A 14,219-nucleotide genomic window follows, 5' to 3' on the forward strand; every position below is an offset into this window, starting at 1 on the left:
CCCGGACATGAGGTTCACCGTCGATCCCTGGGACCCGTCCTACGGGACGAGCGTCGGCACCGACCTGGAGCCGTCGCGGGTCGAGGCCGTGGTCGGGCTGGAGCGCTCCGTCGACCAGTGGGGTCCGATCGACCCGCAGGTGGGTCTGCTCGCGCCGTCGCGGCTGCTGTTCGTCGACGGCGTCCGCCGCACCGACGCGCAGGTCTGGGTCGACGAGGGCAACGGCATCGCGTCGCCCGCACTCTGCGCGTCCTACGCCGCGGGGGTCGTGTGCTGCTGCCCCGACGAGGGCGCGCACCTGGTGCGGGCCGACGTGCGGCGCAGCCTCGTCACGAGCTCGGCCGACGGCGTCGACGTCGTCACCTCCGCGGGCACCTACGCCTGCACCCGGGTCGAGTCCGGGCGTCCCGGGGAGGACCCGGGCACGGCGCTCAGCATCGCGGTGCAGACGCGGATGCAGGAGACGGAGTTCCTCGTCGCGTCGGGCGTGCGCGACGAGCACGGCAGCGACGACGACCTGGTCGTCGTCGACGGCGCGCTGGGCCGCCTGCACCTGCCCCGTGCGCTCGGGCTGGTCAAGACGCACGCGCGCACCTACCTGCCGGCGGGCCTCAACGGCATCGTCGCCGCGCTGGGTCCGGGTCGGCGCACGCCGGTGTTCCGGCTCGAGCAGCCCGAGAGCGACCGCGCGCTGCACCGCCACACCTGGTACCTGCGGCTGCCCGGTCCGCCCGGCGCACCGTGGGCGGGGATCGTGCGGATCGAGTGCGGCGGTGAGCTGCCCACCGAGCTCGTGATCGCGCTGGCCGACCTCAGCCAGGTCACGATCCCCCGGTTCGCCTCGGTCGCCTACAAGGACTCCCGCGCGCCGCAGAACCTCTACCCGATCGCGGGCCTGGAGCGCGCTCTGCGGCGCCGTCTCGGGGAACCCGCACTGCTCTACCGCGCCCTGCGCCGGGCGGCGGGCGTACCGGTCGCGGTATGAGCCCGACCACCGCCCGGTTGCTCGCCGACGTCGACCGGCTCGACCCCGACGAGCGGGTGCGCCGCGTCGGCGCGCTGGCCCGGTCCCTCGCCCCCGCCACCCGGTCGCGCCTGCTCACCGACCTCGCGGCCGGTGGCGCGTACGCGGCCGGACTGGCGGTCACGATGGCGATCGCGGCCGGCGACGCCGCGCACCTCGCCGCGGCCACGGCGTCGGAGCACCCGGCGGTCCGGGCCCGCGCGCTGCGCGCCGACGCGTTGCCCGCGGAGGCACTCGGTGCGATCGCGGAGCACGGCTCGCCCGCCGACCGCACGCGGGTCGCCGCCCGGGTGCGCCGCGGTGGGCACGAGAACCTCGCCGACGCCCTGTTGCCGACCGTCCGGGCCCGCTACGGGGACGCGGCCGCGGCCGCACTGCTCGCCGGGTGCTCGCCCGCCGCGGTCGCCGACGCCCTCCCGGGGCTCGGTTACGCGCTGGGTGGCTGGGGTGCGCTGGTCGCGCGGCATCCCGAGGCCGTCCTCGCGCACGCGCAGGCCGAACTGGAGGGGCGCGACGTCGAGCGCCGCGCATCCTGGTGGGACGGCCCCGGCCCGCTCGGCGCGCTGGTGCAGCGGCGGCCCGACGCGGTGCTCGACCTCGCCGAGCGCCTGCTGACCGGGCCGCTGCCGCCGGTCCTGCTCGGTGCACTGCACCGGCTGCTCGCCGTCGACGCCTCGCGGGTCGTCGCCCTCCTCCTGGCCGATCCGGCCCGCGTCGCGCAGCTGGGGTGGTACCCCCTCGGGCGGTCGGCGCGGACCCGGCTCGTCGCACTGCCCGACGCCGAGCTGGGTGCTCTGCTGCGTGCGTCCGGGCCGCGGCTGCTGCTCGCCGTCCTGCGCGGCCTCCCGCCCGGTCGCCGCGCGGCGGTCCACGACCTCGCCCACGCCGGCCGGGACCGCGGCCTCGACCTGCTCGGCGACGACGAGCTCGCGCTGCTCCCGCACGCCCGCCGCCACGCCGAGGCCCACCGGATGCTCGACCTCGTGCGCGACGACCCGCCGGAGACGCTCCGGGTCAGCGCCTGGCTGCCGTTCGCCGACGCCCGGCCGGTGCTGGAGGCCGCCACCCGCAGTGCCGACGCGTCGCTGCGCGGTACCGCCTACGCCCTGCTGGTCCGGGCGGCGGCGGCCACCGGCGACCGCGGCACGGTCACCGCGGTGCTCGCCGGGCTGCGCCGGATCCGCAACGAGCAGGACCCGGTCCGTGCGCGGCTGCTCACGGCGGTGGCCCGCGTGCGCCCCGACCTGGTCGAGGCCGCCGCGCTGCCCGCTCTCAACGCGCTGCTCACCGCCGCCCTCGACGCTCGCGACACCTCCGGAGCGTCGCGCGCGGCGCTGCACCAGGTCGTGCTCGGGCTGCTGGCGCATCCCTGGCCGGACGGGTCGGCCGTCGCCGGGTGGGCGCTCGACGCCGCGGACCGCCTCGGCGCCTGGCGCCACGACGCGCTGCTGGGCCCCGCGCTGCTCGCGCTGCCCCGCGGCCGGGAGCGGGCCGTCGTCGCCCGGGTGCTGCCGCGGCTGCGGGCGGCGGTGCGCCGCGGCGAGCCGACGGCGGTGCTCGGGGTCGCCGAGGGGCTGGGCCGGCGGGCGCGTGACCTGCCCGACCTCCAGGAGCTGCTCGCCGAGGCGACCGCCGTCGCCGACGACCGCGTCCAGCGTCGCGCCGTCGCCGCCTGGCTCGATGCACCGGGCACGCGGCTCGCGCGGGCCGAGGAGCTGATCGCCCGCGACCGGTCGCTGATCACGCTGCCGCCCGTGCTCGCGGTGCTGGCGCGGCACCGCCCCGGCCGCGTGCTCGACCGCGCCGGGAAGCGGCTGCGCGGCCGGTCCGGCACCGGTGGGGCGTGGTGGCTGCCCGGTCTCACCGTCCGCGATCTGCGGCGCTGGAGCCCGCGGCAGGTCGAGACGTACCGCGGGCTGCTCCGACGGTCTCTGGCCGATCCCGAGGTGGTGCGGCACCGCCGCGCGGCGGTCGCGGCGATGCTGACCGAGCTCGCGCCCACAGCCGTCGAGGACCTCCTCGCCGATCCCGACGTCCTCGTCGCGGAGGCGGCACTCAGTGCCCTCGGCCGCGCCGGCGCGCCCGAGGCGGGCATCGCGCGGCTGCTCACCGAGATCGGCAGCGACCGCGCACGGGTCGCGCTGTACGCCGCGGCCCGCTGCGCCCGTGACCTCCCGCCCGCGCGGCTGGCGGCGCTGCTGCTCCGCAGCCCGTGCGCGGAAACCGCGGTCCCGGCGACGGTCTCCTCGCACGACCGCCGGGGACCGATCGGCAAGGTCACCGCACGCAAGGAACTGGTCCGCTGGCAGGAGGCGTTCCGGCCCGACGGAGCCCTGGACACGCTGCTCACTGCCTGGGCGCGGCCCGGCGAGCACCGCGACGTCCGGCGCGCGGTGCTGGTCGCGCTGCGCCCCTGGTTCGGCGACGAGCGCGTGCACGCCGTACACGCGCAGGCGGGCGACGGCGATCGGGACCTCGCACTCGCCGTCCTCGCCGCCGTGCCGGGCCGGACCGCCCCCGCCCTGCGCCCGTCGTACGCCGCGCTGGTCCGGCGGATCACCACCCATCCCGACCCCGAGGTCGCCCGCGCTGCGCTCCACGCCCTCGGCCGGTGGGTGCCGTGGGACCGGGGTGCCCGCGACACCCTGCTCGCCGCCCTCACCGACCTCGACACCACCGCCACCTGGCGCGTCGCGGCGGGTACCGCCCTGGACCCGGAGGTGTGGACGGCGCTGCCCGACCTCCTGCCCGGCGCCGTGGCCGCGCTGCTGGCCGTCGTCGCCGGCCCGCGACCGGCCGGACCCGCCCCGACCGTCCAGCCCGCGTCGGTCCTGCCCGCGTCGGTCCTGCCCGCGTCGGCCCTGCCCGCGTCGGCCCAGCCCACGTCGGCCGAACCCCGGAGTGCCGGAACGGGCGGGTCCGCGGCCTCCGGTGTCGGCTCGGCCACCGCCCCGGCCGCCCCGCCGGGTACCGGTGCCGCTCCGCGACGCGACCGCCCGGCCGGGCAGCGGGTGGCCCTGGTCGTCGACGAGCTGGTCGCCCAGGGGGCCGTCGCCCGGCGTCATCCCGGACCGGTGCGCGAGGTGGCCGCCCTGCTCGCCGCCGACCCGGCGACGCTGCCCGCCGCGGCCCGGCTGCTCGCGGTGCTCGTGGCACCCGGACCGGGGTTCGCCGACGACCTCGGCGCGCTGGCCGCGCTCGTCGCCGACCGGCCGGTGGCCGCAATCGCCGCGGGAGGGGCGGTGGAGACGGCGGGCTGGGACGCCGCGGACGCCCTCGCCGGAGTGGACCTGCTCGCCGCCGCCGACGGGCCGGGGGCCGGGCACCTCGCCGTCGCGCTGATGGCCGGCGTCGGCCCGCGCACGGGCTGGACCATCGACCGGCTCGACCGGCTCGACGGCCTGCGCACCCACCCCGATCCCGACGTGCGGGCCGCGGCGAACGGGATCGTCACCGCGCCCGAGTGAGCGGCCCGGGTGAGGCGGATGTTCTCAAAGCGCCACGGGCGCAGGGGTCCAGGTGTCACGATCCGCAGATGAGGATGATCACGACGATGACGGTGGCCGCCCTGCTGCTGGCCGGAGCCGGGTGCGCGAGGGGTGCATCCGGGCCCGACCTCGGTGCGGTCGCCCCGTGCGACCTGCTCACCCCCGCCCAGGTCGCCGCCGCCGGGCTCGGGCCGGGACGAGCCGCCGACGCGGGACCGGTGCGGTCCTGCTCGTGGAGGCAGGAGGGTGCGGGGTTCACCGTGCCGGTGCTGCTCACGGTGGCGCCCGGCGCCGGGCTCGACGAGTTCCGGTCCGCGTCCGGGGGCCCCGGTGTCGAGTTCGTCGACGACGAGATCGGCGGCTTCGCGGCCCTGCGGACCTCGGGTGAGGGCTGTTCGACCGTCGTCGACGTCGGCTCGGGGGTGCTCGCGGTGGCCGGCGGGGCCGACTGCGACGCTCAGCGGGAGATCACCGAACTCGCGCTGGCGAACATGCCGGGCTGAGTCAGTCGTCCAGGCGGTGGCGCAGGCCGCTGGCCCGGGCGACCGGGCGCTGCACCGCGGCCCGGACGGCGTCCTCCGACCCGACCACGCGCACGAACTGCCGCGCACGGGTGACCGCGGTGTAGAGGAGCTCCCGGGTGAGCAGCGGGGACTCCGCGGGCGGCAGGACGACCGTGACCCGCTTGAACTGGCTGCCCTGCCCGCGGTGCACCGTCATCGCGTGCACGCCGGTGACCTCGGAGAGGCGCGACGGGGCGAACAGCGTGGGCGGCCCGCCGCGGGCGAACGCGACGCGCAGCCCGTCGGGGGTGTCGACCGCGACACCGGTGTCGCCGTTGAACAGGCCCGCGTCGTAGTCGTTGATGGTGACGAGCACCGCGCGGCCGGGGTACCAGAGATCGCGTGCCCCGGGCCGGCCCTGGCCCAGCCAGCGGTCGATGTCGGTGGTCCAGCGCGCCACCCCGTACGGGCCGCGGCGGTGCGCGCACAGCACCCGGTGCGCGTCGAGCCCGCCCACCGCCGCCTCGACGTCGCCCGCGCGTGCGGCCGCGGCGAGCGCCCGCCCCGCGGTGACGACGTCGGCCCGCGCCTCGTCGGTGCCCTCGGTGAACGCGAGCTGCGGGTCGTCGCGGCGCAGGACGGCGAGCGCGGCGTCGGCGTCGCCCCGCTGCACCGCGCGGGCCAGGTCGGCGATGGCGCCGTCGAAGCGCCAGGTGTGGTCGAGGGTGACGACCCCGTGCACGACTCCGGTGGGCAGACCCAGCGCGGCGAGGTCGGCGTCGAGAGCGGGTTCGGGTCTCCCGGCGGCGCGGGCGAGGTCGCCCAGCACCGCACCGGCCTCCACCGACGCGAGCTGGTCGGGGTCGCCGACGAGCACCAGGCGCGCGTCCGGGCGCACGGCGTCGAGCAACCGCGCCATCATCGTGAGCGACACCATCGAGGTCTCGTCGACCACGACGACGTCGAACGGCAGCCGGTGCGTGCGGTCGTGGCGGAACGCCCCGGATCCGCCGCCGGGACGCCAGCCCAGCAGCCGGTGCAGTGTGGACGCCTCGGCCACCCGGGACCGGTACCGCTCCGGCAGGTGCTCGGTGACGGCCCCCTGCAGGCGCGCCGCCGCCTTGCCGGTGGGGGCGGCCAGCGCGACCCGCGGCGACGGGCCGGGCTGGTCGAGCAGGAGCTGCAGGAGCGCGGCGACGGTGGTGGTCTTGCCCGTGCCGGGCCCGCCGGCGAGCACCGTGACCCGGCGCAGCGACGCCACCGCGGCGGCCTGGCGCTGGCGCAGCGCGCGGGGATCGGGGAACAGCGTGTCGAGCCCGGAGCGCAGCGCGGCGAGGTCGTGCGCCGGTGGTGCGGCGGCGGCGCGCTCGCGCAGCGAGAGCCGCACCAGCTCCTCCTCGCGCCAGTACCGCTCCAGGTAGAGCTGTCCCGCGACCATCCGCAGCGGCCGCCCGGCCGGGGCGTCGGCACCGTCGGCCACCAGCGGGCTGCGCAGGCACGCATCGTGCCAGGGGCCGGGTTCGGGCCATGGCAGAGTGGAGACGTCGACGAGCTCGTCGCCCTCACCCAGGACGGTGCGGTCGGCCTTGGCGAGGTCGACGCAGACCGACCCCAGCCGGACCGCGCGCACCGCGAGCGCGAGCGCGAGCAGCACCGTCTCGTCGGGCTCCCCGCCGAGCCGGCCGACCCGCTCGGCGGTGTGCACGTCGGCGGCGTCGAGGACCCCCACCGCGTTGAACTCCGCCAGCAGGCCGGACGCGTCGAGCACGAAGCGCGCGTCGTGCAGATCGGTGTCGGGAGCGGTCACGGCGCACCCCGCTCCAGCAGCGTGGACAGCTCGACGGTGAGCGCGGGCGGGGGAGCCCAGCCGAAGACGCCGCACGGCATCCCGTCGACGACGGGCGTGGCGGGCCCGCACATGCCGCGGACGAACAGGTAGAGCACCCCGCCGAGATGGTGCTCCGGGTCGTAGCCGGGCAGCCGCCAGCGCAGGTAGCGGTGCAGGGCGACGCCGTAGAGCAGCGCCTGGAGCGGGTAGTGGGCGCCGCGCATCGCGACGGCCAGCCGCGGCGGGGTGTAGTGCGCGGCCGTGAGCGGCTCGCCGGGGGCGCCGAGCCAGTTGGTCTTGTAGTCGACGATCGCGAACCGGCCCGACGGCAGGCGCAGCACGGCGTCGATGCTGCCGGTGAGGTAGCCGCGCAGCGGCGACGGCTCGAGTGCGGCGAGGTCGTCGGCGTAGGCGTGCAGCGGGTCGGTCGGCGGCAGGTGCGTCCGCAGCAGGGGGACCAGCGCGTCGAGCGTGAGCGGGGGACCGGCCGCGTCGTCGCCCCCGGCCAGCGGCAGCTCGAAGTCGAGCTCGGCGAGGCGGTCGCGGGGCGCGACGTCGGCCAGTCGCAGGCCGTCGGCGAGCGGCCCGAGGGGGGTCCGCACGGCCGGGAGCAGCGCGGCGCCGAGGGTGGCGCCGTCGAGCCCGGCGATCGGGCGGAACGCGAGTTGCTCCGCGGCGTGCGCGGTGAGCTCGGCGACGAGGTCGGGTGCGGTGAGGTCGGCCGCCTCGAACACCGAGTGCACGAGCGTGCCGAACGCGGCCCCGAGCGGGAGCGCGGCCATCGGCGAGGGGTCGGCGGGCCCGGTGACGCCGTCGACGGGTTCGAGCTCCGGCTCGTCGTCGGTGCCGGCCTCCTCCGGCTCGGTGAGCGCGGTCGGGGCGTGGTGCCCGGCCGTGGCCGTGAGCGCCGTGTAGGAGGTGCGCCGCCACGCGGTGTCGAGCACGCGGTCGAACGCCGCCACCGCGGGCTCCGCGGCGGTGCGCTCGTCGGGGACGAACACCGGGTCGGCGGGCGGGCCGACCGCCTCCACCGCGATCGTCGACGACTCCACGGCCTGCAGCGCGTGGAGCGCGATCGGATCGGCGGGCACCTTGTAGGACTCGGCGAGCGTGCCGCCGGACCCGCGCCCGAACAGCACCCGGTGCAGCGGCGACGCCCCGACCGTCGTGGCCGGCACCCACCACGTGACGACCTGGCTGCGGGCGCGGGTGAGCGCGACGTAGAGCAGGCGCAGGTCCTCGCCGGCCTCCTCGGCGCGGTGGCGGTCGCAGTGGGCGGCCCAGGACTCTCCGGTGGGGCCGCCGACGTCGAGCACCCGCGCGCCGCGCTCGTCGTGCAGCAGCGGGAACTGCGGGTCGCCGACGAAGCGGTCCCAGGCGAAGGGCACGTGCACGACCGGGAACTCCAGCCCCTTGCTGCGGTGCACGGTGATGATCTGCACCGCCGCGGCGTCGGACTCCAGCCGCCTGCTCCGCTCGGAGCCGACGTCGGTGGCGGCGTCGGCGATGCGGTGCCGCAGCCAGTCGACCAGCGCGGACGGCCCGAGGTGCTGCGCGGTGGCCGACGCGTGCAGCGACTGCGCGACGTGGCGCAGGTCGGTGAGCGTGCGCTCGCCGTCGGCGGAGCCCAGGATGCGTTCCGGGAGTTCGGTGCCGGTGACCGCCTCCAGCAGTGCCGCCATCCCGCCCCGGTGCAGCACGGCGGCCCAGTCGCGCAGGGTGCCGCCGAGGTGGTCGAGCAGGTCGTCGGCCCCGGCCGAGCACAGCTGCGCCGCGGTGGCGCCGACGAAGCAGGTGAGGGCGGCGGCCCGTACCCGGAACGCACGCGGCTGCTCGAGGGCCTCCAGCAGCGTGAGCCACTCCGTCGCGACCGGGGTGCCGAACACGCTCGCGGTGCCCGACGACACCGCGGGCACCCCGACCCGGCCCAGCGCCGCCCGCACCACCGACGCCTGGTCGTTGGTGCGCACGAGCACCGCGACGTCACCCGGCTGGACGGGCTCACCGTCGAGCCGGGCCGGGCTGGCCAGCAGCGCGGCGATCTCCGCCGCACAGTCGCGGGCCACGCGGGCGCGGGCGGGCCCGGCGAGCGCGAGCTTGCGCCCGGACTGCGGGAGCCCGTCGCGGCCGAGCACCCGGATCCGGACGGGGGTGTCGACGGGTGCGCCCGCGAGCCGTGGGACGGGGCGCGCGGCCTCGACGGTGTGCACGCGGATGCGGTCGTCGCCCAGCGCGGCGCCGTCGAACACGGTGTCGAGCGCCTGCAGCAGCGGGGCGTCGCTGCGGTGGTTGCGGGCCAGCGTGGCGTGCCGGTCCGCCGTGGTCGTGGCGTCGAGGTAGCTGACGACGTCGGCGCCGCGGAAGGCGTAGATCGCCTGCTTGGGGTCGCCGATCAGGACGAGCGTGGTGTGCCCGTGGAACGCCGTGCGCAGGATGTGCCACTGCACCGGGTCGGTGTCCTGGAACTCGTCGACGAGCACGACGCCGTAGCGGGCGCGCAGCCGCCGCGCGGCCGTGCCGTCGGCGTCGTGCAGGGCCGCCGACAGGCGGGTGAGCATGTCGTCGTAGGTGTAGAGGCGGCGCTCCCGCTTGCGCCGGGCCACCTCGCCGCGCACCGCGGTGGCGAACCGGTGGCGCACCTGCGCGGGGGAGCCGTCGGGGGCGTGCGCCGGTTCGAGCCGCGCCTGGCCGTCGAGCACCGCGGCCCGGGCGAGCTTTCCCGCCTCGACGCGGCCGAACGCCGGGTTGCCCGCCCCGCGCGCGCCGTACTTGCGCACGTAGAAGTCGTCGACGACCTCCGAGATCAGGTCGTCGATCGACTCGACGAACTCCGCACCGGGGTCGGTGTCGCCCGCCACCCCGAGCCCGGCGAGCATCTGCTGGCAGAACTGGTGGGTGGTGGCGATCGTGGCGGCGTCGAACCCGGCGAGTGCGCGGGTGAGCCGCGCGCGCCGGGCCGCGATCTCCTCCGGCGGGGCGTCGGCGAGCAGGGCGAGCACCTCGTCGTCGCCCGCGCGGGCCGCCACCGGGTCGGCGAGGCCGCGCTCGGCGTCGACCAGGCGGCCGCGCACCCGCTCGCGCAGCTCCGTGGTGGCCTCGCGGCCGAACGTGACGAGCATCAGCTCGGGCAGCGTGGCCAGGCCCTCGGCGACATAGCGGGCGGCGAGTGCGGCGATCGTGAACGTCTTGCCGGTGCCGGCGCTGGCCTCCAGCACGGTGGTGCCGGTGGGCAGCGGGCCGGTGACCAGGAACGCCGACGGGGCCAGTACGGCCGTCACGGGAAGTCCACCCCCTCCTGGGCGAGCAGCGGGGCCCACAGCCCCATCGCCAGCTCGCCGAACCGGGTCGGCTCCCCGCCGGGCGGCCCGTCCTCGACGGCCAGGTCGGCCCCCGCACCCCAGACGCGCACGTGCGCCTCGTCGGTGCACTCGCCGATGCCGCCGGTCCAGCTGCGCAGGGCGTCGACCAGCGCGATGCCGGGCTCGGCCCCGCCCAGGCGGCGACGGGCGTACTCCGCCCCGGTCTGCGTGGCCAGGGGCAGCGGCGCCCGCAACCCCTCGCGGCGCAGGGCCACGAGCCCGGCGAGCACCCCGCGGGCGTGCTCGGGGGTGACCGGCGCGAGGGTGGCCCGCGCGATCCCGTCCCGCGACGCGCGCCCGAGGCTCACCGCCCGCCAGCTCTCGCCGGTGCCCGCGGTGAGCGCGAGCAGGCGCACCCACGCCCGCACCCGCTGCGCGGGCTTGAGCCGGGAGTACTCGACGCGCAGCAGCGTGCGGTCGTGCAGCCCGTCGAGCGTGCCGACGACCCGCGTGCCGTCGGCGAGCTCCACGTCGACGTCGCGCGACCCGGGCTCTCCGACGCGCAGCCTCTCCGCCGCGGCGGCCAGTGGCTCCACCCCGTCGACGACGCGCGCGAGCAGGGCCTCTCCGAGCGGCCCCGGAGGCAGGTCGCCCCGGCGCCACTCCGCGGCCCGGCAGTGGGCGAGGTCGTGCCCGCCGAGCCGGTCGGCCAGCAGCCGGGAGCCGATCCGGTACTGCTCCAGCCCGTCGAGCTCGACGGGCAGGGCGTCGTCGGGGTCGTCGTCGCGGGTGAACAGGGAGAGCCCGACGCGCTGCTTGAGGAACGCCCTCACCGGGTGCTCCGCGAACGCCACCAGGTCGTCGAGGGCGATCACCGGCTCGTCGCGGTCGGGCAGCGGGTCGGCCAGGAACGGGGCGGGCGGCGCCTTCACCGCGACCGCGGCGCGTGCCCCAGCCCGCTCCGCGCGGTCGAAGCTGAAGGGACGGTCGACGCCGAGCGCGCCGGCCGTGAAGTTGCGGGCGTCGAAGGGCTGCAACGGATGCCGGACGACCACCCCGTCCGGCCAGGGACGCGCCCCCACGACGTCGAGCAGCTCCCCGAGCGGCACCGCGGGCGGGCGCCGCGCTCCGGTGCGCTCGTCGGCCCCGGAGTGCACGACGACGAGGTGCGCGGTGGCCGCGCACACCGCGTCGAGCAGCAGCTGGCGGTCCTCGCTGCGGGCGTCGCGTTCCCCGGCGAGCGGGGCGCGGGCGAGCACGTCGTCGCCGTCGGGGACACCCGCGCGGGGGAACACGCCGTCGTCGAGGCCGAGCAGGCAGACCACACGGTGCGGCACGGACCGCATCGGGACCAGCGTGGCGACGGTGAGCGTGCCGGTGCGGAAGTTGGCGCGGCTCGGGCGCCCGCGCAGCCGCTCGTCGAGCAGACCGGCGACGTCGACGGGCCCGAGCGGCGTGGCGGCCCCGTGCGGCCCCGCGGTGCGCAGTGCCTCGGCCAGCTCGCCGCGGGCCTGGCCGGCCTGCCACTCGTCGGTGACGGAGGTGGTGGTGAGGGCGTCGAGGCCGGCGGTGAGGGCGTCGACCCAGTCGGTGAGCGGCTGCGGCGTGCGCAGCCGGGCGAGCACGCCGCTGAGCCGGTGCACGAACTCGGCGAGCCGCCCCACCCGCTCGACGTCGCCGGACTCCACGTCGAGCGGCAGCGCCGTGCCCAGCCAGTCGCCCGACATCGTGACGCCGAGCAGCAGCCGGTCGAGCCCGGCGGCCCACGTGTTCTGCCCGAAGCCGTCGAGGTGGAACGGCGCGCGGTGCGCCGCGTCGAGCCCCCACCGCACCCCGGAGGCGACGACCAGCTCCCGGATCCGCACGACGTCGTCGTCGTCGAGGCGGAAGCGCGTGCGGACGGGCTCGGAGGCCAGCAGGTCGAGCAGCTGCGACGCCGTGAGGCGGGCCGACGCCAGATCCAGGAGCGCGGCGACGGTGTCGAGGAGAGGGTTGACCTGGCGGAGAGCGCGGTCGGCCAGGCGCACCCGCAGGTGCTGGCCGGGGTGCACCGCCGTGCCCAGCTCGCCGAGCCCGAACGCCGCGGAGATCAGCGGGGCGAACGTCTCGATGTCGGGGCACATGACGAGGACGTCGCGCGGCTCCAGGGTGGGGTCGGCGGCGAGCAGCCCGACCACCACCTCGCGCAGCACCTCGACCTGCCGGTGCGCGCCGTGGCATGCGTGGACCTGCACCGACCCGTCGGCCGCGCCGACGTCGGCGGGCCGATCGTCGCGCAGCGCCCGCTGCAGCCGGCCGAGCTGCGTGGACGGGGGATCGGCCGCGGGATGGTGGTGGTCGGCGAAACCCGGGGCGGCCCCGACGAGCCGGACCTGCAGCTCCCGCACGTCGCGGGCCAGCGAGGACAGCAGCGGGTGCGTGACGGCCGCGGCCGTGGGGTCGGCCGCCCGCGGCGGCACCGCCGACGGCGCCCGCTCCGCGACGGCGGCCCACAGCGCGGGGGAGGGGTGCGGCAGCCACAGGTGCACCTCGCGGTGGGCGGCGAGCGCGTCGAGCAGGACGAGCTGCTCCGTGCTCAGCCGGGTGGGCCCGAACAGCGACAGCCGCGGCGGCAGGTCGGCGAGCGACGGGTCGGCGCGCAGCGCGTCGACCGCGGTGCGCAGGCGCTCGGCGGGCCCCGGGGTGCCGATCCGGGCGCGGACGCGGCGCCACAGCTCCGACTGCCACGACAGGTCGCCCGGTGCGTCGGCCCCGGTGCGCCAGTCCTCGAGCATGGCGGGGCGGTGCTCGGCGTAGGCGGCGAACAGGGCGGCGATGCGGCGGGCCGTGGCCCAGCGCGGGTGGGCGCGCAGATCGGGGCACCACGGTTGACCCGCCGCGGCGTCGAGCTCCTCCAGCAGCGGCCACACCACGCGTTCCGGGCGCCACGGGTCCTCGGCGGGATCCACGCCCACGGCCCCGGACACGGCCGCGGCCAGCACCCGCCCGGGGGACGGGAACTCCACGCCCGCGCACACGCCGCCCCCGGTGTCGGTGCCCAGCCGGTGCGACAGGCGCTGGGCCAGCCACCGCTCGATGCCCCGGGCCGGCACCGCGACGACCTCGGTGGCGAAGGGGTCCTCCAGCGGCGTGCGCAGGACGTCGGCGAGAGCCTCGGCGAGGGCGTCGGCGCGCTCGGCGCGGTGGACGTGCAGCACGGTGACCCCTCCCGATCGGATGCCCACACGCTAGAGCGGGGGTCCGACAGTTCCGGATGCGGCTCCGCGACGGTCACGTTCGGTCACCCTGAGCGATAGTCGACACGATCGAGCGATCCCGCTCCCGTCCGGATAACGGCAGAGTGTCTTCCACGCGATCTGGTGGACAACACACCACGACTTCGAGGAGGGCCGAGATGCACGCCGACATCCCCGGACGGACCGCGATCCCCGCCCAGCGTGGCCCCCGCGCCGTTCCCAGCCCGCGCGACATCCCCGCCCAGCGCGCCCCGATCACCCCCGTCCGGCACACCCCGGTGCCGTTCGCGATCGTCGAGCCGAGCACCGCGCAGGGCATCCGCGACGCCGCGCGCAGCGAGGTCCTGCACCGGCACGCCCGGCTGACGAAGAGCGGCCGCCCGGTGTTCTGCACCCCGAGCCAGGCCGAGATCGCCGGCGTCGTCGCCCTGCGCCAGGGCCGCGGCACCGACGGCAAGGTCATCTACTCCACCCGCGAGGACGCCGAGTCCGCCGCCCGCGAGCTGGAGGTCCTCGGCGCCCGCCACCTGCGCTCCTACCTGTGCGGCCGCTCGCGCAGCGGGCACTTCCACCTGGCCACCGACAGCAGCCGCCCCCTCACCGCGGCCGAGGTGCACGCCCGGATCCCGCAGCAGCAGGGCCGGATCTCCGCCTGATCGCTCCGATCCGTGCGCCACGGCCCTGCCGGGGGCCGCTGGCGCACCGCTCGCGGCGATCACCGCCGCCCCGGCGACGTGACGGTCGGCTGCTGTCCGCACCGCGCCGGGGTCCGCGCGGTGATCGGTCCCGGCCGTGCGTGACGGCCCCGGCGAGGTCTCTGACGCACGGCTCGTGGCGATCA

The 14,219-nt window shown here is 77.7% G+C and carries 7 protein-coding genes; 4 read left to right on the top strand and 3 right to left on the bottom strand.

What is annotated here, in order from left to right; all coding sequences use genetic code 11:
• Positions 1-7 precede the first annotated feature (7 nt).
• The 3 genes from I4I81_RS01635 to I4I81_RS01645 all read left to right on the top strand — a co-directional run bounded on the left by I4I81_RS01635 (position 8) and on the right by I4I81_RS01645 (position 5,015).
• Positions 8-985, top strand: coding sequence for a hypothetical protein (locus I4I81_RS01635; protein ID WP_218602245.1), 978 nt, complete (start codon positions 8-10; stop codon positions 983-985).
• The gene (locus I4I81_RS01640; protein ID WP_218602244.1) at positions 982-4,491 is read left to right on the top strand and encodes a hypothetical protein; all 3,510 of its coding nucleotides are present in this window, start codon (positions 982-984) and stop codon (positions 4,489-4,491) included. The genes I4I81_RS01635 and I4I81_RS01640 overlap by 4 nt, the downstream gene beginning before the upstream one ends.
• Before the next feature lie 68 nt (positions 4,492-4,559).
• Entirely contained in the window at positions 4,560-5,015 is a 456-nt protein-coding gene (locus I4I81_RS01645) for a DUF3558 family protein (RefSeq protein ID WP_218602243.1), read from the top strand.
• Between the two features lies 1 nt (position 5,016).
• On the opposite strand, the gene recD is transcribed toward I4I81_RS01645, so the two are convergent.
• Genes recD through recC form a run of 3 tightly spaced genes read right to left on the bottom strand, consistent with a single transcriptional unit; the run spans position 5,017 to position 13,339 of the window.
• Complete coding sequence (gene recD / locus I4I81_RS01650; protein WP_226363684.1) at positions 5,017-6,822, bottom strand: exodeoxyribonuclease V subunit alpha; 1,806 nt, start codon at positions 6,820-6,822, stop codon at positions 5,017-5,019.
• Positions 6,819-10,121: a UvrD-helicase domain-containing protein gene (locus I4I81_RS01655; protein ID WP_218602241.1), complete on the bottom strand. Its 3,303-nt coding sequence runs from the start codon at positions 10,119-10,121 to the stop codon at positions 6,819-6,821. The genes recD and I4I81_RS01655 overlap by 4 nt, the downstream gene beginning before the upstream one ends.
• Complete coding sequence (gene recC / locus I4I81_RS01660; RefSeq protein WP_218602240.1) at positions 10,118-13,339, bottom strand: exodeoxyribonuclease V subunit gamma; 3,222 nt, start codon at positions 13,337-13,339, stop codon at positions 10,118-10,120. The genes I4I81_RS01655 and recC overlap by 4 nt, the downstream gene beginning before the upstream one ends.
• A 197-nt stretch (positions 13,340-13,536) precedes the next feature.
• On the opposite strand from recC, the gene I4I81_RS01665 reads away from it, so the two are divergent.
• Positions 13,537-14,034: a hypothetical protein gene (locus I4I81_RS01665; RefSeq protein ID WP_218615750.1), complete on the top strand. Its 498-nt coding sequence runs from the start codon at positions 13,537-13,539 to the stop codon at positions 14,032-14,034.
• Positions 14,035-14,219 lie beyond the last annotated feature (185 nt).

The sequence above is a fragment of the Pseudonocardia abyssalis genome (assembly GCF_019263705.2).
Taxonomy (GTDB): Bacteria; Actinomycetota; Actinomycetes; order Mycobacteriales; family Pseudonocardiaceae; genus Pseudonocardia; species Pseudonocardia abyssalis.